Source organism: Rhizobacter sp. P5_C2 (genome assembly GCF_054049715.1).
Genome location: NZ_JBFULV010000047.1, coordinates 17,594 through 39,269, shown reverse-complemented (window position 1 = coordinate 39,269; position 21,676 = coordinate 17,594). Strand labels below are relative to the sequence as shown.

14 protein-coding genes and 1 pseudogene are annotated in these 21,676 nt (G+C 67.7%); 8 read left to right on the top strand and 7 right to left on the bottom strand.

Features of this window, described 5'->3' with window-relative positions:
- Positions 1-14: 14 nt before the first annotated feature.
- Positions 15-200 (bottom strand): hypothetical protein, encoded by a 186-nt coding sequence (locus ACXJLU_RS18325; RefSeq protein ID WP_457333362.1) that lies wholly within the window; start codon positions 198-200, stop codon positions 15-17.
- 208 nt (positions 201-408) lie between these two features.
- Here ACXJLU_RS18325 and ACXJLU_RS18320 point away from each other — a divergent pair, with 208 nt between their 5' ends.
- The 7 genes and pseudogenes from ACXJLU_RS18320 (at position 409) to ACXJLU_RS18290 (ending at position 14,075) form a co-directional block, all read left to right on the top strand.
- Positions 409-888 (top strand): hypothetical protein, encoded by a 480-nt coding sequence (locus ACXJLU_RS18320; protein ID WP_457333360.1) that lies wholly within the window; start codon positions 409-411, stop codon positions 886-888.
- Between the two features lie 14 nt (positions 889-902).
- On the top strand, positions 903-1,418 hold the full coding sequence (locus ACXJLU_RS18315; protein WP_457333358.1) for a hypothetical protein: 516 nt from the start codon (positions 903-905) through the stop codon (positions 1,416-1,418).
- 159 nt (positions 1,419-1,577) lie between these two features.
- Positions 1,578-3,752: a type I secretion system permease/ATPase gene (locus ACXJLU_RS18310; protein ID WP_457333356.1), complete on the top strand. Its 2,175-nt coding sequence runs from the start codon at positions 1,578-1,580 to the stop codon at positions 3,750-3,752.
- A complete protein-coding gene (locus ACXJLU_RS18305; protein WP_457333354.1) occupies positions 3,749-5,251 on the top strand; it encodes an HlyD family type I secretion periplasmic adaptor subunit in 1,503 nt (500 codons plus the stop codon). The genes ACXJLU_RS18310 and ACXJLU_RS18305 overlap by 4 nt, the downstream gene beginning before the upstream one ends.
- The gene (locus ACXJLU_RS18300; protein ID WP_457333352.1) at positions 5,251-5,895 is read left to right on the top strand and encodes a hypothetical protein; all 645 of its coding nucleotides are present in this window, start codon (positions 5,251-5,253) and stop codon (positions 5,893-5,895) included. Before ACXJLU_RS18305 ends, ACXJLU_RS18300 begins: the two co-directional genes overlap by 1 nt.
- 35 nt (positions 5,896-5,930) lie before the next feature.
- Positions 5,931-6,560 (top strand): annotated as a pseudogene (locus tag ACXJLU_RS18295) (Tle-like phospholipase domain-containing protein); the annotation flags it as partial.
- 222 nt (positions 6,561-6,782) lie between these two features.
- Entirely contained in the window at positions 6,783-14,075 is a 7,293-nt protein-coding gene (locus ACXJLU_RS18290; protein ID WP_457333374.1) for a putative Ig domain-containing protein, read from the top strand.
- 17 nt (positions 14,076-14,092) lie between these two features.
- Here the strand turns inward: ACXJLU_RS18290 and ACXJLU_RS18285 are convergent, their stop codons facing one another.
- Positions 14,093-14,776 (bottom strand): glutathione S-transferase family protein, encoded by a 684-nt coding sequence (locus ACXJLU_RS18285; protein WP_457333350.1) that lies wholly within the window; start codon positions 14,774-14,776, stop codon positions 14,093-14,095.
- Between the two features lie 89 nt (positions 14,777-14,865).
- Here ACXJLU_RS18285 and ACXJLU_RS18280 point away from each other — a divergent pair, with 89 nt between their 5' ends.
- Positions 14,866-15,435 (top strand): cysteine dioxygenase family protein, encoded by a 570-nt coding sequence (locus ACXJLU_RS18280; protein WP_457333348.1) that lies wholly within the window; start codon positions 14,866-14,868, stop codon positions 15,433-15,435.
- Positions 15,436-15,451: 16 nt separating this feature from the next.
- Here ACXJLU_RS18280 and ACXJLU_RS18275 read toward each other — a convergent pair whose 3' ends face one another.
- The 5 genes from ACXJLU_RS18275 to ACXJLU_RS18255 form a co-directional block, all read right to left on the bottom strand.
- Positions 15,452-16,537: a lactonase family protein gene (locus ACXJLU_RS18275; protein WP_457333347.1), complete on the bottom strand. Its 1,086-nt coding sequence runs from the start codon at positions 16,535-16,537 to the stop codon at positions 15,452-15,454.
- A gap of 54 nt (positions 16,538-16,591) precedes the next feature.
- Positions 16,592-17,995 (bottom strand): pectate lyase family protein, encoded by a 1,404-nt coding sequence (locus ACXJLU_RS18270; RefSeq protein WP_457333345.1) that lies wholly within the window; start codon positions 17,993-17,995, stop codon positions 16,592-16,594.
- A gap of 165 nt (positions 17,996-18,160) precedes the next feature.
- A complete protein-coding gene (locus ACXJLU_RS18265; protein ID WP_457333343.1) occupies positions 18,161-20,059 on the bottom strand; it encodes a bifunctional diguanylate cyclase/phosphodiesterase in 1,899 nt (632 codons plus the stop codon).
- 79 nt (positions 20,060-20,138) lie between these two features.
- Complete coding sequence (locus ACXJLU_RS18260) at positions 20,139-21,110, bottom strand: MBL fold metallo-hydrolase (RefSeq protein WP_457333341.1); 972 nt, start codon at positions 21,108-21,110, stop codon at positions 20,139-20,141.
- Between the two features lie 53 nt (positions 21,111-21,163).
- Positions 21,164-21,613: a GlcG/HbpS family heme-binding protein gene (locus ACXJLU_RS18255; RefSeq protein ID WP_457333339.1), complete on the bottom strand. Its 450-nt coding sequence runs from the start codon at positions 21,611-21,613 to the stop codon at positions 21,164-21,166.
- Positions 21,614-21,676 lie beyond the last annotated feature (63 nt).

Sequence of the window (21,676 nt, the reverse complement as noted above, 5' to 3'; positions counted from 1 at the left end):
GGCATTCATGTGCATCACACCGAGGAGCTCGCAGCGGCCTCTGCCAGCAGTTCGTCCTTCCGGCTGGCCATCGCAATGCCGAGCATCTGGAGGTCCAGGCCCGAATCACGCACCTTCGGGAACATCTCGTCTTCCTTCAGCGCATCACGCGCGGCCGGATAGAACAGTTCCTCTTCGACGGTGGCGTGCGCCGTCAGCATGGTGCAGATCTGTTGCGCGATGGCCTGCTTGTCGGCGTCGCTGATGGCCGCACTGCCTGGGTGTCCCGAGCGTGGTTCTCAAGCCTGCACGACAGGAGGCCTCGCGGCAAAAGAGGACAGCTCCTACAGGTGCGCCGCGGTGGTGCCGACGGATAGCCGCCACTCCCGTAACATCCGCGGCATGAATCCCCAACCTGGGTACACCGAGATGAAGGCGTTCTTGCGCTTCTTCTCTTCGCGCTTTCTGGATCAGCGGTGTCAATCCGCGAATGATCGACCGATGACCGTGCTGGAACGGCACGAGCGAGAGTCGGCAGGTCAGGCCGAATCGGCGCTGCGCATGGCCGTCAACAACTGCCTGGAGATCTCGTCTCCCTGGCCCTTGTCCCAGGTCGTCGCGCTCGACACCGAGATGCAGGCCACAGGAATCATCAGCCTGTCGTCGGTGCGATCGAGGGTCTGGGGTCGGTACACCGCGATGCTGAAGCGCGGCGCCCTTCGAAACGACGATGAATCGGCCGTGGCCCAAGCTGTGCTGGCCGACCCGTCGCTGGCGCAGAGCCTTCCTGAAGCCGAGCGGGTGAGTCTCCATGCGATGGTTCGTGCCTACCGGCAAAGACGCCCTGACCCGGCCATCGAGAGGGATCGCCGCGGTGGGCCCGGCCGGGCCCCTCACGTCAAGCGCTAGGCGGCACGTTCGACATGCGCGCGCTCCTTGTCGGACTGGCCATGCTGCCCGCGGTGGCCCTGTCATCCAACGAGCCCGTCGCCACCCTCGAGCAACGCCTGCGAACGGACGGCGTCGAAGGCGTCAACACCTGGCTGGGCGGGCAATCGGCCGCCTTGGCGGATTTGAACCAAAGAACCGCTGACTGCGACACGCAGGCCATCGGTCTCACGGTCAAGCTGAGCCGCGGCAAGAACTCGAAGGTGACCGAGGCTCACAGGGAAGGGCTTCGCATCGCCGTCGGCACCTGCACCGAGAATGTCCTGTCGYTGCTCTCGCTGAACGAGGTTCCGAAGATTTGCGCCGCCGCGTCGTCGTGGACGATGACCCAGACGGCAAGAGAATTGCGACGCCGAATCCGAAGCATCGAAACGGATCAAGCGCTCCGCTCGACCGAGCGCGGCAAAGCCTGTGGTGCCGCCTATCTCTACGAACTCGAGAACACCCGAGTCGGGATTCGCGTCGATCAGCCGAAGCGGCAACCTCGCTGATCTGCTCTGACCCCCGATGGGAGATGGTTGACGCGCGGCCTGCGTCAGCTAGACTGCTGCGCACCAACAAGAACATCAAACCGAACGGGAGCGGGTTTGAAAGATTCAGGAGGCACGGAGCAGGCAGAACTGCGCTCGGGGGCGGGGGACGGCGAGGCCATGGCGGTCTCGCCGGCGCGCCATCAAGGCGAGGCCGCGCTTCACGCCCTGTGCCTGGTGGCCCGGCTTCACCAGGTGCCCGCCGACCCCGCAGCGCTGTTGCATCAGCTCGGCAAAAGCCCGAGCGAGCCCGTCTCCACCGACGACCTGCTGTTGGCCGCCAGGCACCTGGGCCTGAAGGCCAAGCTCTCCTCCACCACGATCGACCGGATCGAACTCGCCGCGTTGCCGGCCCTGGCGGTGATGAACGACGGCCGCGTGGTCGTCCTCGCGCAATGCGATGGCCAACGCGTGCTGTTCCGCGACGTGCGCACCGACAGTGCCCGCCCCACCATCGAGCCGATGGCGGTGTTCGCCGAGCAGTGGAGCGGCCGGCTCATCCTGATTACCAGCCGCGCGAGCCTCGCCGGCGAATTGGCCAAGTTCGACTTCAGCTGGTTCATCCCGAGCATCGTCAAGCACCGCCGCCTGCTGTCGGAGGTGCTGGTGATCTCGCTGTTCCTGCAGCTGTTCGCGCTCGTCTCGCCGCTGTTCTTCCAGGTGGTGATGGACAAGGTGCTGGTGCACAAGGGCGTGTCGACGCTCGACGTGCTGGTGGTCGGCCTGGTCGCGGTGGTGCTGTTCGAGAGCGTGCTGACGGTGCTGCGCTCGTACGTCTTCAGCCACACCACCAGCCGCATCGATGTCGAGCTCGGTGCGCGGCTGTTTCGCCACCTGGTGCAGCTGCCGCTGGCTTACTTCCAATCCCGGCGCGTCGGCCAGTCGGTGGCGCGCGTGCGTGAGCTGGAGAACATCCGCAGCTTCCTGACCGGCAACTCGCTGACGTTGGTGCTGGATGTCGTGTTCTCGATCGTCTTCGTGGCGGTGATGCTGCTGTACAGCGTGCCGCTGACGCTGATCGTGCTGCTCAGCTTTCCGGTCTACGTGCTGCTGATCCTGTCGGTCGTGCCGGTGCTGCGCGCCCGGCTGAACGAGAAATTCGCGCGCAGCGCCGAGAACCAGTCGCTGCTGGTCGAGACCATCACCGGCATCCAGACCGTCAAGGCGACCGCGCTCGAGCCGGCGATGTCGCGCCGCTGGGATGAACAACTCGCCGCCTACGTCTCGGCGGGATTTCGCACGCAGAGCCTCTCGACCTTCGCGCACGAGGGCATCAACCTCGCCGGCAAGCTGGTGAACGCCGCAACGCTCTGGTACGGCGCGCACCTGGTGATGGACAACGAGTTGAGCGTCGGCCAGTTCGTCGCCTTCAACATGTTCGCGCAGCGCGTCGCGCAGCCCATCATGCGGATCGCGCAGATGTGGACCGACTTCCAGCAGACCGGCATCTCGATGGCGCGGCTGGGCGATGTGCTGAACACGCGCACCGAGGTGCCGCCCAGCACGGCCGCGCAACTGCCGCCGCTGAAGGGCCGCATCACGCTCGACCAGGTGGTGTTCCGCTACCGGCCGGAAGCGCCGCCGGTGCTGCACGGCGTGAGCCTGGACGTGCGGCCCGGCGAGGTGATCGGCATCGTCGGCCGGTCGGGCTCGGGCAAGAGCACGCTGACCAAGCTGGTGCAGCGCCTGTACTCGCCGGAGCAGGGGCGCTTGCTGGTCGACGGCATCGACATCAGCCTGATCGACGCCGCCCAGCTGCGCCGCCAGGTCGGCGTGGTGCTGCAGGAGAACTTCCTGTTCCACCGCAGCGTGCGCGAGAACATCGCGATCACCGACCCGGCCGCGCCGCTCGAACATGTGATGGCCGTGGCCCGGCTCGCGGGTGCGCACGACTTCATCAGCGAGCTGCCCGAGGGCTACGACACGCTGGTGGGCGAACAGGGCGCGAGCCTGTCGGGCGGGCAGCGCCAGCGCATCGCGATCGCGCGGGCGCTGTTCAGCAATCCGCGCATCCTGATCTTCGACGAGGCGACGAGCGCGCTCGACTACGAGAGCGAGGCCATCGTCCAGCGCAACATGGCCGCCATCTGCCAGGGCCGCACGGTGCTGGTGATCGCGCACCGGCTGAGCGCGGTGCGCAATGCGCACCGCATCATCGTGATGGACAAGGGGCGCATCGTCGAGATGGGCGCGCACGAGCAGCTGGTCGCCAAGCCGAAGGGGCTGTACGCCTACCTGTGGCAGATGCAAGGCGGCATCGAGCGCACACCGGTCGCCGTGGAGAACCAGGCATGAGCGCCGCCATACCGAAAGCAACGCCGGCGCCGCATCCCGCGCTGGCCTTGCTGGCGCGCTACAAGGCGGTGTTCGCGGCCGCGTGGCAGGCACGCCATGAACTGGCGGGGCCGAAGCGGCTGGCCGACGAGGCCGCCTTCCTGCCTGCGGCGCTGAGCCTGCAGGCGACGCCGGTGCACCCGGCGCCCAGGCGTGCGGCCTTGGTGATCTGCGCGCTCTTCGTCGTGATCTTGTTGTGGGCCAGCTTCGGCGAGCTGGACATCGTGGCTTCTGCCCCGGGGCGCATCGTCGTCAGCGACGGCAGCAAGCTGATCCAGCCGCTGGAGGCGAGCGTCGTCAAGGCGATCCAGGTGCAGGACGGCGACCGCGTCAAGGCAGGTCAGCTGCTGATCGAGCTCGATGCGACGCTGGCCGAGGCCGACCGCGGGCGGGTGATGCAGGAGCGCGCGTCGGCGATCTCGGAGTCGGTGCGCACGGCGGCGCTGCTGGACGCGCTCGAGCGCGGCGCCGAGCCGCAGCTGGCGCCCGACCCTGACCTGAACGCTGAAGGGCGGCGCGCGGTGCAATCCCAGCTGCGCAGCGAGTGGGCCGACATCAACGCCAAGCTGGCCAGGCTGCGGGCCGAGGCCGCCAAGCACCGCGCCGAGGCGCAGACCGTGGAGCAGCAGATCGACAAGCTGGAGACCACGGTGCCGCTGGCGCGCCAGCGCGAGGCGGACTTCAAGGCGCTGTCGGAGCAGGGCTTCATTGCCGGCCACGCGGGCCAGGACCGCACGCGCGAGCGCATCGAGATGGAGAAGGACCTGTCGACCGCGCGCGCCCGCAAGCTGGAGGCGCAGGCGGCGCAGCACGAGAGCGAGCAGGGGCATGCGGCGCAGCGCGCCGAGATCGTGCGCGTGCTGGGCGAGCGGCATGCGGACGCCGAGTTGAAGCGGCGGCAACTGAACGCCGAGACGGTCAAGGCCACGCAGAAGACACGGCTCACGCAACTGACCGCGCCGGTCGACGGCACGGTGCAGCAGCTCGCGGTGCACACCGCGGGAGGCGTCGTGACGCCGGCGCAGGTGCTGCTGGTGGTGGTGCCCGACCGGGCCGAGGTCACGGCCGAGGTGACGCTGGAGAACAAGGACATCGGCTTCGTCAAGGAAGGCCAGCATGCCGAGGTGAAGCTGGAGACCTTCCCGTACACGCGCTATGGCACGGTGGGCGCGAAAGTGTTGAGCGTGGCCGCCGATGCGGTGATCAGCGAGAGCGCGCGCCAGCCGCAGAACAGTTTCAGCGGCAACGGCAACACCGCGGACAGCAAGGCGCCGCAAGGGGCCAGCTTCCCCGCGACGCTGCAGCTCGACCAGCGCGACATCAACGTCGACGGCAAGCGGGTGCACCTGTCGCCGGGGATGAACGTGACGGCGGAGATCAAGACGGGCAAGCGTCGGGTCATCGACTACCTGCTGAGCCCGGTGCGTGAGCACCTCAATGACAGCTTGAAGGAGCGGTGATGCGGCGACTGATCCGGCATTCCGACGCCAACGGTTCATATTCAAGTCGAAGAAGGGCATTGATGGCGGCGGGGGCGGCTTTGCTCGCCACAGGCTGCGGCCAGCCCAGGCTGTTCGAGCTCACCATTTTCGAGGAAGTAAGGCTCCGGGATGGGCCGCTCTTGTTGCTGAAGCGAACGATTCAATTTGAGCGAGGTGGCTATTTCTCTGGATATCAGAATGCGCGGCGGCGTGTCACCACCCTGGTGTTTGATGCCGGCACGCCCCTGGGTTCGGTCAAATTCACGACCTGGCTCACGCCGGTCTTTCTGGATCGCATCGCCGGCAGGTGGTACCTCGTCCTCGCAGGTCAAGGCCCATTCGGAAAGACGGACGAAACCTCCGATCAGTGGGGGCATGGCTTCACGACACGCGAGCAGCGGCTGGCCACTCTGGAAAGCGGGACGTTCCATCCGATGGGCTGGGAATCAGCGCCGCCCTCGATTCAACGAGAAAACCTCTTCCCCTCCATCGACGTTTCGTTGCTGGCAGGGTATGACGGCAAGAGAGTCTCCTTCGAAGAGAAGGAGGTCTTGTTGCAGGATGCTTATCTGGATCCTGCTCGACGAGAGATTTCTCGGCCACTGAAAATACAAGTGCAGTAATCACACAAACCACAGGTCATCAGGGGGATCGGAAAATGGATCAGGCAACGACATACGCACTGCTTGCTGCCGGTGCTTATTGGGATATTCGCACGCTGTCCACCAATCGTGCGCCCATTCCGCCGGGCTGGAAAGTTCTGGACGAGTTCACCGTTTCCAGCTCGGGAAGCAATGCAACCGCGCTCGGCAGTGCGTTCAGCGCGCGCGTCTATCAGGGTCCGGGCGGCCAGATCGTCATCTCCTACGCCGGCACCGAATTTCCCGAAGGCATCACGTCGGGATTGACCAATGATTTCGTGAGCGGGAATCTCCCTTTGGCCACCGGTTCCTATGGGAAGCAGGCCTACGATGCCGCTCTGCTCTACCAGAAAGTCCAGGCCAAGTATGGAGCGGGCGCTGACATCAGTTTCACCGGGCATTCGCTGGGCGGCGGCCTCGCTGGTTTGATGGCGGCCTGGTTTGACCGGCCGGCCGTTGTTTTCGATCCTGCCCCGTTCGAACTGTCGGCGCGAGAGATCGGCCCCCCGTTGGTGATGACGCCGGCCTATCTCGTGGTGCAGGCCGCGCTGGCGGTACAGGGGTATCACGATCCGAAGTTCGACAATTATCACCCGCTGATCGATTATGCAGGGCGAGAATCTCATGTCGTGAGCTACGCGGTTCAAGGTGAGATCCTGGAATTGCTGGACTATCTCCTTCTGCCGCGCATCGAGGCGAGCCGCACACCGAAACTCGTCGGGGCGGCGCCTGATTTGTCAGGGGGTGACAAGCACAGCATTGATCTGCTTGCGGCAGTACTGCTGAACTCGTCGTTCGAGCAGGCTTGCAAGGACTTCCCTACCCTCCTCCCGCTCCTTTTCGATCATGGGCTGTATGGCCCGATTGCATTGGGCGCGCGCCAGAATCTGCTGGCCAAGCTGCTGCGTGAGGAGGTCGGCGTCTATGACGAACTGACCGGCCAGTTGATCTCTCCCGCAACCGCATTGCTGACAAAGTTCACCGCCGACGTCAATCGCATTGGCACCGGCGGCGGGACGACTTCTGCAGCAGATATTAAAAAGGGTCTGCTGGTTGCTGCAATGGAGTATTACTACTTCAATGCCGCATCCAGCGCGACGGCCCTGTTCAGTCTGAACGGTGGTGCCATCAACTTCAACTACGCCGACATCGCGCAGTCGCAAGGCGAACTCAAGAGCACGAAGGTTCTTGCAGATGCGGTGGTGGCGCTGGCAGCCGACGCCGCATCCTTCGCCGCCGGTGCCGCACGATCGGCCAATGCCTGGCACATCCAGAGCGGCAGCGATGCGATGACCTGGGTCGCGACGGGCAGCACAGACGACGCCGCCATCGGCGGCACCGCCGCAGACAACCTCGACGGCGGCGCCGGCGACGACCTGTTGCTCGGCCTGGGCGGCAGCGACACGCTGCTCGGCGGCGCTGGCAGCGACGTGCTGGCGGGCGGCGACGGCAGCGATTCGCTCGATGGCGGCGAAGGGCCCGACTACCTGTACGGCGGCACGGGCAACGACACCTACAACTTCGACGGCAACTTCGGCGGCGACTGGATCATCGATGCCGATGGGCAGGGCTCGATCGTCGCCAACGGGGTGACGCTGGCCGGCGGCAAGAAGAAAGCCGACGGCTTCTACGTGGACGAAGCCACCGGCTGGAGCTACACCGTGGCGGGAGACGACCTCATCCTGCGCAAGGATGGATCGCTCAACCAGATCCGCGTCCGCAACTGGCAGCCGGGCCAGCTGGGCATCACCCTCGACGAGACCCAGGCGCAGCCCCAGACGACCAACACGCTGACCGGCGACTTCAAGAAGAAGACCAACCCCGATGGCTCGCAGTACCTCTTCGACAGCGACGGCAACTATGTGAGCGATGGTGTGCAGGCCGGCGCGCAGGACCTCATCACCGGCACGGCCGGCGACGACAGCATCAAGGGGCTGGGCGGCGACGACGCGCTGCTCGGGCGCGCAGGCAACGACTACATCGAGGGTGGCACCGGCAACGACGTGCTGGAGGGCGGGCTGGGTGCCGATACGCTGATCGRCGGCGACGGCATCGACGTCATCTACGGCTCCAGCACCGGCAGCCTCTACTACCCGACCCGCACCGACTACACGCCGCCCGCGCCCAGCTACCCGGTGGTGCTGGGCCAGGGCTTCGATTGGGCGCACAGCTCGCCAGGGCCCGACTTCGACGGGTTCCAGCAAGGCTTCCTCAGCAGCAACGTCGGCCGCGACGAACAGTACGGCGACGCCGGCAACACGATCGACGCCGGCGCCGGCGACGACTACGTCTTTGCCGGCACGGGCAACGACATCGTGAGCGGGGGTGCCGGCCGTGACGACATCTACGGCATGGGCGGCAGCGACGTGCTGAACGGCGACGATGGCGACGACCGCATCTACGGCGATGGTCCGAGCCAGTACGATCCGTCGCTGATCGTCTATGCCGCACCGCAGGACCACGGCGCCGACGTGATCGATGGCGGTGCCGGCAACGACTTGCTGATCGGGCAGGGCCAGGGCGACGACCTGTACGGCGGCACCGGCGACGACTCGTTGTACGGCGACGACCGGGACTCCATGAACACGACGCCCGACGTGAACGGCAACGACTACCTCGATGGCGGCGACGGCAACGACAAGCTGATCGGTGGCGGTCGCGACGACCAGCTCTTCGGTGGCGGCGGCGACGACTCGCTGTGGGGCGACAGCGGCTCGGTGTCGCCTTCCGACGGCGCCTACCTGCCGCCTTCGTACCATGGCGACGACTACCTCGACGGTGAAGACGGCAACGACTACCTGCAAGGCGAGGGCGGCGCCGACACGCTGTTCGGCGGCGACGGCAGCGACACGCTGAACGGTGACGGCCCCGAGTCCGTGCTCCCGGGGTCGGCCCAGGGGGACGACTACCTCGACGGCGAGGCCGGCAACGACACGCTGGGCGGTGGTGGCGGCAACGACACGCTCTTCGGCGGCACGGGCAACGACTTCCTCGACGGCGACGATGTCGATGCGTCGCTGTCCGGCGCGTTCCAGGGCAACGATTACCTGGATGGCGAGGATGGCGACGACCTGCTGATCGCCCGCGGCGGCAACGACACGCTGTACGGCGGCAAGGGTGACGATGAGCTGCAGGGAGACGCGAACACGGCCGCGGTTGCCGGCACCTTCCATGGCAGCGACTACCTGGACGGCGAGGAGGGCAACGACACCCTCTTCGGCGAGGGCGGCGACGACCAGCTCGTGGGCGGCGAGGGCAACGACTACCTCGACGGTGACGGCACCCTGGGCGACGTGGCAGGGGAATTCCACGGCGACGACCAGCTCGACGGCGGTGCGGGCAACGACACCTTGATCGGCGGCGGCGGCAACGACCAGCTCGACGCCGGTGATGGCGATGATGTGCTGACCGGCGACATCCTGGGCAACGTCGACGCGTCCCTGCAGGGAAGCGACACGCTCGATGGCGGCGCTGGCAACGACACCCTGTTCGGCGATGGCGGCGACGACCAGCTGAGCGGCGGGAGCGGCGATGACTGGTTGGCCGGAGAAAACGAGACGAGCAGCGCCGACATCAGCATGCTGAGCGGGAATGACCAGCTGGATGGCGGCAGCGGACGCGACACGCTGGTCGGGGGCAATGGCAACGACTGGCTGTCGGGTGGCGCCGATGACGATCGCCTGTACGGCGGTGCCGGCGACGACCTCCTGCTGGGCGGTTCCGGCAATGACTTCCTGCGTCCTGGTGACGGCGACGACACGATGATGGGCGGCGACGGCGACGACGTCTACTACTTCGCGCTGGGCAGTGGCATCAAGCACATCGAAGACGGTTCGGGGTATGACCTGCTGGTGCTCGAAGGTGGCATCCTGCTGGGCATGCTGTTCCTGCGTCTCGGTTCCTTGTTCATCGGAACCGGAGCCGATGGGGGCGGGATCCACCTGGACGGCGTGGACTACGACAACCTCGCGGGAACGTCGCCGATCGATGCCATCCAGTTCTCCGATGGCAGCACGATGACGATCGCCCAGGTGCTCGATGCCCTGCCGATCGAGATTCCGGCCACGGAGCAAGCCGACACCTTGCGCGGAACCTCCGGCAAGGAAATCATCCATGCGCTCGCCGGCGATGATGTGGTCGACGGTCGCGGCGGCAATGACCTGCTCGACCTCGGGGCAGGCAACGACCTGGCCTACGGCGGCGACGGCGACGACACCCTGACGGGCGGCGACGGCAACGACGCGATGCAAGGCGATGCCGGGGCCGACCAGCTCGACGGCGGTGCCGGCAACGACTCGCTCGCCGGTGGCGATGGTGGCGACTGGCTGAGCGCCGGCGACGGCAACGACGTGCTCGACGGCGGTGCAGGCAACGACACGCTGCTGGCAGGCCAGGGCGCCGATGTGCTGGCAGCCGGTGCGGGCAACGACACGCTGGACGGCGGCAGCGGTGCCGACACGATGTCAGGCGGCGCGGGCGACGACACCTTCATCGTCGACGACGCGAACGACCAGGTGATCGAAGCGGCCGACGAAGGCCACGACACCGTCTACAGCGCACTCAGCCTCACGCTCTCGAACAATGTTGAAGACCTGGTCCTGCAGGCCGGCTCCGCGGCGCTGAGCGCTGGCGGCAATGCGCTGGACAACGCGTTGACCGGCAACGACAACGACAACCTCCTCAGCGGCCTCGCGGGTGCCGACACGCTGATCGGCGCGGCCGGCAACGACACGCTGGACGGTGGCAGCGGCAGCGACGCGATGAGCGGCGGCCAGGGCAACGACCTCTACCTCGTCGACGCCACGACCGATGCGGTCACCGAGCTGAACGCCGAAGGCGACGACACCGTCGTCGCCAGCGTCGACTTCACGCTCGGCGACAACGTCGAGACGCTGATGCTCACCGGCACTGCGGTCGCGGGCACCGGCAACGCGCTGGCCAACACGATCAACGGCAACGCGCAGGACAACCTGCTCGACGGCCAGGGCGGCGACGACCTGCTGCAAGGCGGCGCGGGCAACGACCTGCTTGTCGGCGGCAGCGGCGTCGACCTGCTTGTCGGCGGCACCGGCGATGACCTCTACGACGTGGACCGCAGCGACGACCAGGTCGTCGAGCAGTCCGGCGAAGGCATCGACACGGTGCGGAGCTCTGTCAGCTACGTGCTGGGCGCCAACCTCGAGAACCTGGTGCTCACCGGTTTCTCCAGCGTCGACGCCACCGGCAACGAACTGGCCAACCAGCTCACCGGCAACAGCGGCTCGAACCGGCTGGACGGCGGTGCCGGCATCGACACGATGGCCGGTGGTGACGGCAATGACACCTACGTGCTCGACAGTGCTGCCGACCAGGTGATCGAGCTCGCCGACGAAGGCAGCGACACCGTGGAGGTCGGCTTCAGCTACGCGACCGGCAACAACATCGAGAACGTTCGCCTGACCGGCAGCGCCAACCTGAACGCCACCGGCGATGCCGGCGACAACGTGCTCGAAGGCAATGCCGGCAACAACCTGCTGACCGGCGGCGGCGGCTCCGACCTGCTGATCGGCGGCGAGGGCGATGACACCTACATCGTCGACAGCGAAGACGACGGGGTCGTCGAGGCGGCCGGCGAAGGCATCGACACCGTCGTGCGCAGCTACGACAGCTTCTTCATCCTGAACGACGGCGTCGAGAACCTGACGCTGACCGGCACCGTGGAGCGCGGCAACGGCAACGACCTCGACAACCTGATCATCGGCAACGCGAGCGACAACAACCTGCTCGGCCTCGACGGCGACGACACGCTGATCGGCGGTGCAGGCGATGACGCGCTGTTCGGCTCCGAAGGCGCCGACTCGCTGGTCGGTGGCAGCGGCGACGACTTCTACGACGTCGACGATGCCGGCGACACCCTGGTCGAGAACGCGGGTGAGGGCGACGACTTCATCCAGTCCAGCGTCAGCTGGACGCTTGGCGCCAACTTCGAACGCGTCGCGCTGACGGGCTCCGACGACCTGAACGCCACCGGCAACGCGCTGGCCAACGGCCTGTGGGGCAACACCGGCAACAACACGCTGACCGGCGGGCAGGGCAACGACTTCCTGTTCGGTGACGCCGGCAACGATGTCTATGTCTACAACCGCGGCGACGGGCAGGACAGCGTCGACAACACCGACGCGCTCGGCGCCACCGACACGCTGCGCTTCGGCGCCACCATCACCGACAACGACGTGCTGGCCTTCCAATCGGGCGCGAACCTGTTCTTCAAGGTGAAGGGCAGCAGCGACCAGGTCGGCTTCATCAACTACTACGCCGGCAACAGCGTGGTGAATGGCGTCACGCAGGACCACAAGATCGACCGCATCGAGTTCTCGAACGGCGTGGTGTGGGACCAGGCGATGATCCAGACCGTGGTGGATCGCGCGAACAACAACCACTCGCCGACCGTCAACACCTTCCTGCCGACGCTCAGCGCCAAGGCCGGCAGCGCCTTCAGCTACACCGTGGCGCTGAACACCATCACGGATCCGGACGTGTGGGATTCCATCACCTACCGCATCTCGATGCAGGACGGCAGCGCGGTGCCGGCGTGGCTCAGCTTCGACCCGGTGACGCGCACGATGTCGGGCACGCCAGGCACGGGCAACGTCGGCAGCCTGCAGTTCGTCCTGTGGGGCACCGACAACTACAACTTCTCGGCCGGCGAGTTCGTCACGCTCAACGTCGGGCCGGCCAACCGTGCGCCGGTGGTGAACGCGGCACTGGCCGACAAGACGGCGGCCCAGGGTGCACCGCTCAGCTTCGCGCTGCCGACGTCGTCGTTCACCGATGCGGATGCCGATGCGCTGGCCTACACCGCGACGCTGGCCGACGGCAGCGCGCTGCCGGGCTGGCTGAGCTTCAATGCCGGCACGCGCACGTTCAGCGGCACGCCCCCCACGATCGGCACGGTGAGCGTGAAGGTCACGGCCACCGACACCAGCAACGCGTCGGCCAGCGACGTGTTCGACATCGCGGTCAGCCTGCAGAACCTGGTGCTGACCGGCACCGCCAATGCCGACACGCTGGTCGGCGGCACCGGCAACGACTCGCTCAATGGCGCTGGCGGCAACGACACGCTGATCGGCAATGCCGGCAACGACACGCTGAACGGCGGCACCGGCAACGATTCGATGACCGGCGGCACGGGCGACGACACCTACGTGATCGACAGCACGACGGACGTCATCGTCGAGGCGCTGAACGAGGGCATCGACACGGTGCAGAGCACGCTGACCACGTACACGCTGGGCAGCAACGTCGAGAACCTGCTGCTGGGCGGGACGACCGGCCTGAGCGGCATCGGCAACGACCTGGCCAACCTGCTGACCGGCAACAGCGGCAACAACGCGCTGACCGGCGGGCTGGGCAATGACACGCTCGATGGCGGGACGGGCAACGACACCTTGACCGGCGGGGCGGGCGACGATGTCTATGTCGTCAACGTCAACACCGACGTGGTGACGGAGAACGCGAGCGAGGGCATCGACACGATCAACAGTGCCCTGACCTGGAGCATTTCCGCGACGACGAACATCGAGAACATCACGCTGACGGGTTCAGGCGCATTCAATGCCACCGGCAACCTGAATGCCAACGTGCTGATCGGCAACAGCGGCGCCAACGTGCTGACCGGTGCCGAGGGCAACGACACCTACAGCGGCGGCCTGGGCAACGACACGCTGACCGACACCTCGACCACCAGCAATGACGTCTACCGCTGGGGCTCCGGCGACGGGCTCGACACGCTGAGCGACGCGGGCGGCAGCGACCGCATCGAGATCGGCGCGGGCATCACGGCCTCGCAGGTCACGCTCACGCGCAGCGGCAACAACCTGGTGATCGGGCTGACGACCGGCACGGACAAGCTGACGGTGAGCAACTGGTACGTCGGCACGACCAACAAGATCGAGGAGATCCGGCTGGCCAACGGCAGCGTGATTCCGTCGTCGTCGGTGCCGTTGTCGTTCACCGGGACGCAAGCCGGCCAGGGCATCTCGATCGACCAGGACGCAGCCGCGTTGGTCACGGCGATGGCGCAGTTCTCGGTGCCGGGCGACAGCGATGCGGGCCACCAGCATCCGCTGGCTTCCAGCATGAAGCCGGTGCCGATGCTCGCGATGCCGGGATCGATCCTGTAACGAGACTGCCGCGGGCGCTACGCCGGATCGTAGAAGCGCCGGGACAGCCCGTCGCGCCCCGGGTAGAACTGGAACCAGGGCCGCGCCTCGTCGACGGTGCGTGCCACCGACGGGTGATCCATCAGGCGTTCGAAGTAGGCCGAGAGGCGCCCATGCTGCGCAAGCAGCGGGACGTAGGTCAGCGCATAGAACAAGGAAGGCGCCGCCGCGCAATCGGCCATGCTGAACGCATCGCCGGCCACCCAGGTCCGCCCTTCGAGCTGGCGGTCGATCAGCGCATAGGCGGTCAGCAGCGTGTCGCGGGCCTTGGCTACGGACTGCGGATCGCGCTCGCCTTCGGCGCGCAGGCGGTCGGCGGTGAAGGCCTGCATCGGCGTCATCACATAAAGGTCGAAGAGGCGGTCCCACCGGCGCACCTCGAGCGCTTCGTCGAGGTCGTGCGGGATCAGCGTGCGGCCCGGGCGCGCATGGTGGCGCTGCAGGTGCTCGATGATGATGCTCGTCTCGGGCACCGGCCGGCCCTGGTCCACCAGCAACGGCATCTTGCCCAGCGGCCACAGCGCGAGGTGCGCGGCGCGCTCTGCAGGATCGCCCAGGTTCAGTAGGCGCTTGTCGACCTCGATCTCCAGCACGTCGATGGCGATCAGCACCTTGTGGCAGCAGGAGGACAGCGGGTGGTAGTGGAGGATCGGCGCACTCATGGCGGCTCCTGTGGGTTCAAAGCGCGAAAGCGTCGGTCCAAGCCGCCTGCGAGTCAAGTGCGATCCGGCGTTGGCGCGACAATCCGCCGATGACCTCCGCCGCCCTCGACGCCTTCATCGCCGAAGCCAGCGCCCGCAGCTGCCGCCAGCCCGACCCGGCCGACTGCGTGCTGGCCCTGGCGCCGCTGATGCTCGACCTGATCGATCACGCCGGCAGCTTCCTGCAGCCGCAGCACTACCGCAGCAGCGCGTCGGGCTACACCCGCAACCTGATCTACGACGCCCCCGATTCGAGCCTGTCGCTGTACTCGATCGTCTGGCTGCCGGGCCAATGGACGCCGGTGCACGACCACGGCAGCTGGGGCGTCGTCGGCGTGGTCGAAGGGGTGCTGGAAGAGCGCAGCTACGTCAGGCTGTCACCGGATCGCGGCGCCGACGACGAGATCGAGCTGGCGCGCGGCGGCACGATCCTGCTGCGGCATGGTGCGGTCACGAGCTTCGTCCCGAACCCGGATCACATCCACGTCACCGGCGTGCCGGCGGAACGGCCCCGCGCCGTCAGCCTGCACCTCTACGGCAGGACGATGAGCGACTTCAACATCTACGACGCCGCAGCCCGCACGCGCCGGCGCATCCAGGTGGCGCACAACGAGAGTTGAGCGGGCGTTCTCGACCTCAGGGCAGGTCGACGATCTCGACCCAATTCGGGTTCTTGCCGACCGGCAGCCGGGTGACCTCGCCGAGTGCGCCGGTGCGCGGGTCGATGGCATGCACCGACACCGAATGCGATTCCTGCCCGGCCGCGATCAGGAAGCGGCCCGATGAATCGATCGCGAAGCCGCGCGGGGTCTTCTCGGTCGGCGTGCTGCCGGCGGGCTCCAGCTTGCCCGTCTCGGCGTCAACCTTGAAACGCGCGATGGTGCTCGACGTGCGTTCCGAGGCATAGAGCTGCTTGCCGTCCGGGCTCAGGTGGAGGTCGGCTGCCCACGGCTTGCCGGTGAAGCCCTCCGGCAGCGTGGTCGTGCGCTGCAGCTCGCGCAGCGAGCCGCGGCCGGCATCCCAGGCGAACGCATACAGCGACGCATCGACCTCGTTGAGCAGGTACAGGTGCTTCTGCGCCCGGTCCCAGACGAAATGGCGGGCACCGGATTTCGGTGCCGTCTGCACGATCGGCGGATCGTTCGGCGACAGCTGCCCCTTGGCCGCATCGAAGCGCCACACCGACAGGTTGTCGCCGCCGAGGCTGGTCGCCAGCACGAAGCGGTTGCTCGCGTCGGCATGGATGGCATGCGCGTTCGGCGCCGTCGGAATCAGCTGCTGGATCGCGCCGACCACGCCATTGCCGTCGATGCTGTTGACGGTGATCTTGTGCCCCGGGTACGAGGCCGCGAACAGCCACTTGCCGCTGGCGTCGACATCGATGTTGGCCATGCTGTCGGCCAGCGGTGCCTCGCCCAATTTCTTGAGCCGGCCGCTCGCCGGGTCGACGGCGAAGCTCAGCACGCGAAACGGCTGCGAGCGCAGCGCGGCGTAGAGGAAGCGCTTGTCGGGGCTGACCGCCAACGGCATCACCGTGCCGCCGACGGCCACCGTCTCGACCGGGCTCAGCCGGCCCGAGCTGCGGTCGAAGGCCAGCACCGACAGCTCCTGGCTGTCCGCGTTGGACACGTACACGAACGTGCCGGCCATCGCGGTGGTGGCGGCCAGCAGGCTGCCGGCCACCACGACCGCGCGCAGCGGGATTGCGAATTGCAGTGTCATGCGTGTCTCCCGCCGCGCTGCGGCTTGTCGTTCGTTGTCGTCGTCAGTGGCAGCTCAGTTGCAGCTGAGCGCGGCCAGCGCCTTGCCAGCCCCCGCCACGGCGGGCAGCTTCTGCTTCACGCACGCCGGGTCGTGGGCAGTGTAGGCGTACGGGATGCCGACCGGGAAGGTGCTGGTGCTGACCCAGTCGCTCGCGTCGCGCGACGGTGACGACTCGCTGGCCACCCAGGTGATGCCGTAGCGGCTGAAGTCGGCCGGGCTCTTCACGTTGTTGTTGCGCAGCTCCCAGTAGCCGATGGTCGAGCTGTCGCGCGAGGTCACCGGGTTCTGCGCGTTCTCGAACCAGTTGGCTTCGATCAGCGAGAAGCCGCCCATGCGGATGTTGGCGCCCGAGGTGTGCACGCCGCTGTACAGGTTGTTGTACAGGTGCGTGTAGCCGCCGCGCTGCAGCGGCAGCCGCGACTTCACGTTCTCGTAGAAGTTGTGGTGGTAGGTGATGAAGCGGTCGCTCGAATCGCTGTCGCTCGACCCGATCAGCCCGACCTTCTGGTGGTCGTGGATGTGGTTGTACGAGTAGGTGATGTGGTGCGCGCCTGCCTTGTTGTCGACCAGGCCGTCGAACTCCATGTCGCCGGCGCCGGCGCATTCCTTGATGCTGCTGAACAGCGTGTTGTGGTCGACCCAGATGTAGCCCGGGACCTTGCCGCCCTGGCCCTCGATGCCGATCGCGTCGATCGAGCCGGGCAGCAGGCCGATCGTCATGTTGCGGATGATGACGTTGGTGGCGCCGCCCTTGATCGCGAGGCCGAAGTTCGCGGCCGAGCCGTCGGCGCCTTCGATCGTGACGTTGCTCTTGTTCTTGACCTCGACGATGGCGCCTGCCGGCTTCGTCCGCTGCGCGCAGGAGTCGGTGATCGACGCGAAATCGAAGCTGCCGGTGTAGCGGATCACGAGGCCGCCGGTGCCGGTGTAGGCATCGATGGCCGCTTGCATGGCCGCCGCGGTGCTCACCGTCACGGCGCCGAGCTTGCCGCCGCCGGTCACCGTGCCGGCGAAGCCGGCGCTCAGGCCGCTCGGGGCGGGTGCCGGTGCCGGTGCAGGGGCCGGAGCGGGCGAAGGTGCCGGCGACGGAGCGGGGGCCGGTGCGGGAGCCGGTGCGGGTGCAGGGGCCGGCGCAGCGGCCGGTCCGACCGCGCACTTCTCCTTCTTGTCCGCATTCGGGTTGGCGCCGCCGAAGCTCGCACTGGTGCAGGCCACGGTGCCCGACAGCGTCTTGACCACCCACTTGTTCTTCACGCCGAACGACACCTGGCGCGCCGTCGTGCCCACCTTGCAGCTCTCGCCTTCGTCAGCGCACTTCGAGAAGCCGGCCGGCCAGTCGATGGCGAAGGCGGGCGTGGCGGCGGCGCAGGCCACCGCGATCAGGGACAGGCGCAGCGGATTCAATCCGGTTTTCATGGGGATCACTCTCGGGGTTTGGAATGGCCCGCAGGCTACCCCGCGAAGTGCAGAACGATGCCGTGTTCGCATACTCTGAAACACTGCTTGCAAGGATGAGACTTGCATGTCGGAGCCATCGCCGATCCATGACCGGCAATTGACGGACCGCGAGGCCCGCCCGCCTCACGCGCCCTGGTCTGCACGCTCCGTGCTGCGCGGTGCCCACAGGCAGACGCGGTGCTTGCCGGCCCGCTTGGCCACATACATCGCCTGGTCGGCGTGCGCCATCAGCGTGTCCGACGCGTCGCCGTGCTCCGGCCCGATCGCCACGCCGATGCTCGCGCCGACCGTCGCGGTCTCGCCGCCGGCGAGGTGGATCGGCTGCTCGATCGCCTGCAGCACCCGCTGCAGCACCCGCTCCACCTCGCGTGCATCCTGGATGTTGCTGAGGATCAGCGCAAACTCGTCGCCACCGAAACGGGCCACCACGTCGTTGGTCCGGATGCAGCCGAGCAGCCGCTTCGCGACCTCGCGCAGCACCGCGTCGCCGGCGTCGTGGCCGAAGGCGTCGTTGACGGCCTTGAAGCCGTCCAGGTCGAGGTAGCACACGGCGGTCAACTGGCGGCGCCGCTGCGCATCGGCCAGGATGTAGAGCAGCCGCTCGTAGAACAGCCGGCGATTGGGCAGGCCGGTCATCGCGTCATGCAGCGCCAGGTGCTGCGCATGCGCCTCGCTGTCCTTCAGCGCGGTGATGTCGGTCATCGACCACAGCGATTCGTCGGCCGACACCGCCGCGCCGCTCAGCTCGATCCAGATCGCGTGCCCCTGCTTGTGCCGCATGCGCAGCTGCGTGCTGAAGCGCCCGCCGGTGGCCAGGATCGGGTAGGCGACGGTGCCGATCTCGTCGAAGGTCTCGTCGTCGAGGTAGAGCCTGCGGATCGGCGCGCCGACGAGTTCGTGCGGCTCGTAGCCGAAGATCCGGTCGAGCGCGCGGTTCTTCCACAGCGCGGTGCGGTTCTTCAGCTTGATCATGCCGACGACCTCGTTGTCGAGCATCACGCTCTGCTCCTGCGCCAGCCGCGCGATCTCGCGGCGTGCGGTCACCTGGCGCCGCTGCTGCACGAACAGCAGCGCGGAGAAGCCGGCGATCGTCGCGATCGCGACGGCCAGCAGCGCAGCCATCTGCGCCACCTCGCGCCGCCAGCCGGCGAGGAAATCGCTGGTGCCGAGGCCCACGAACACCCGCAGCGTGCAGCCGGGGACGCGCTGGTAGGCGGTGTAGCGCTCGATGCCGTCGAGCGCCGTCGGGGTCAGGTAGGAGCCGCGCTCCGGGTCTGCCGCGAGGCGGCGCGTCATCTCTTCGGAGATGGTCACCGTGCCGATGTTCTTTTCCTGGGCGCCGTCGATCACCGAGTAGCGCGTGACCAGCCGCAGCCCGCCCGAGCGAAGCGTCACGGCGCCTGCGCTGCCGAGTGCGATGTGCTTGAACCGGTCGAGGAAGTGGCCGCTCGACAGGTTGGTGTAGGCCACACCGGCGAACGAGCCGTCGGCGCGCTGCAGTCGGCGGGCCACCGCGACGCCCCATTTGCGAACGATGCGGCCCTGGATCGGCTCCGAGACCACCAGGYCGTCGTGCGCCTTCGCGTCATGGAAGTAGTCGCGGTCGGCGATGCTGACGGGCGCGCCGCCGGCGTCGAGGCCGAAGCGCACGCTGCCGTCCTCGTCGGCAATGCGGATCGCATCGACCTGGGGCAGCAGCGAGCGCTGCTCGGCGAGGCTGCGCTCGATCTCGGCGCGGCCGTCGGCCTGCGTGGCATCGACGGCGTGAACGCGCATCGCGATCGTCGCCAGCGCGTTGTCGAGCTGCTTCAGTTCGGCACCGAGTTCGATGGCCAGGCCGTTCGCCAGGTTCTCGGCCGATTCGCGGGCCCGCACTTCTTCGGAGGCTCGCCCTGCCCGCAAGGCCACGCCGGCCGCCAGCAACAGCACCACGATGATCGCGACGTTGCCCGCCACCAGAGCGAGCGCCAGGCGGCGAAGCGGTACTGCGGCGGAGCGGGCGGCGAGCGAGGGGTCGGTCATGAGGCGCGTGGGGCGCATCGTAAGGCACGGCGCCCGCTTTCGTCCTCATGTCCTCAATGCCTGCCGGCCGCGTGAGGCGCTACTTCAGCTGCGTCGTGTAGTCCACCGGCAGCCAGCGGTACGAGCTGCCGGCCTGGCGCAGGTGGCCGAGGCCGGGGAACGGCAGGTGGGCGGCGCCGATCAGCAGGTTCTCCTTCGCCGCCCGGGCGAACACCGTGCGGCGCGTGGCGGCGGCTGCGGGCTCGTCGCTGTCGAACGCGATCGTGACGCGCGGATCCTCGAGCTGCACCGCGCCGACGTGGATCAGGTCACCGATCAGCAGCATCCGCTGCCCCTGGCTTTCGACGGCATAGACGGTGTGCCCGGCGCTGTGGCCGCGGGCCGCGATGGCGCGGATGCCGGGCAGCAGCTCGGACCCGGCGGCGAAGGGCTTCAGCCGGCCGGCCTCGGCATAGGGGTTCAGCGACGCCATCGCGCCCTGGAAGAAGCCCTTGGCCTGCGCCGGGGCGGCGTCCAGCTTCGCGGCCGACAGCCAGTACTGCGCGTCGGCTTCGTCGAGGCGCACCGTGGCACGCGCAAACGCGACGCCAGCCGGGCCCATCAGCCCGCCGACGTGGTCCGGATGGGCATGGGTCAGCAGCACCTCGTCGACCTGCTCGGGCTGGTAGCCGGCCGCGCGCAGGCTGGCGCCGAGCTTGCCGAGCGTCGGGCCGAACAGCGCGCCGGCGCCGGTGTCGATCAGCACCAGCTTGTCGCCGGTGTTGACCAGGAAGCCGATGACCGAACTCTCGACCGGGCTCTTCAGGAGCGCGGCCGCGAGCCTGGCCGCCACCGTGCCGGCCGGGCCGTGCAGCAGCGTGTCGACGGGCAGGTCGACGGTGCCGTCGCTCAGCGCGGTCACCTCGAAGGCGCCGAGCATCACGCGGTAGAAGCCGGGCGCCTGGGTCTTGACCATCGGTGCAGCGGCCGATGCGACCGACGGCGTGATGGCCGCGCTGAGCACGCCGAGGGCGAGGGCGGCGGCGCGCAAGGAGAACAGGGAGGAAGACATGGAAGGCATTCTTTCGATCAAGGGGGAAAGAGAAAGAGGAAGAGGAAGGGCAATCAGGCCGACGCGGCCAGGCCGAGCGCCGCGAGCGCCCGCTCGGCCACCTGGTGGTCCTGCTCGGCGTCACCGCCCGAAATGCCGATGCCGCCGACCAGCTGCGCACCGTCGAAGATCGGGCAGCCGCCGCCGACCGCGACGAAGCGCGGCCGGTGCGCGAGCTGCGCCGCCATCGGGCGCTCGAGGATGGCGGTCCATTGGCGCGTCGACACGCCGTAGGAGGTGGCCGTCCAGGCCTTGTCGATCGCGATCGTCGCGGTCAGGAAGCGGGCGCCATCGTCGCGCTCGAAGGCCTTCAGCTCGCCGGTCGCGTCGGTGATCGCCACGGCGACCTGGATGCCGAGCGAGCGCGCCGCGGCGTGCGCGTGGCCGACCAGCAACGCGGCCGCCTCGCGGGTGATCGAGGCCATCGGGCGGGTGTGGACCGAGGGCGTGGAAGAAGAAGTCATGGGGCAGTGCTCCGTTGAAGGGTGGCCCATGATTCAATCGAAGCCTTCATCACGCAAATCGAT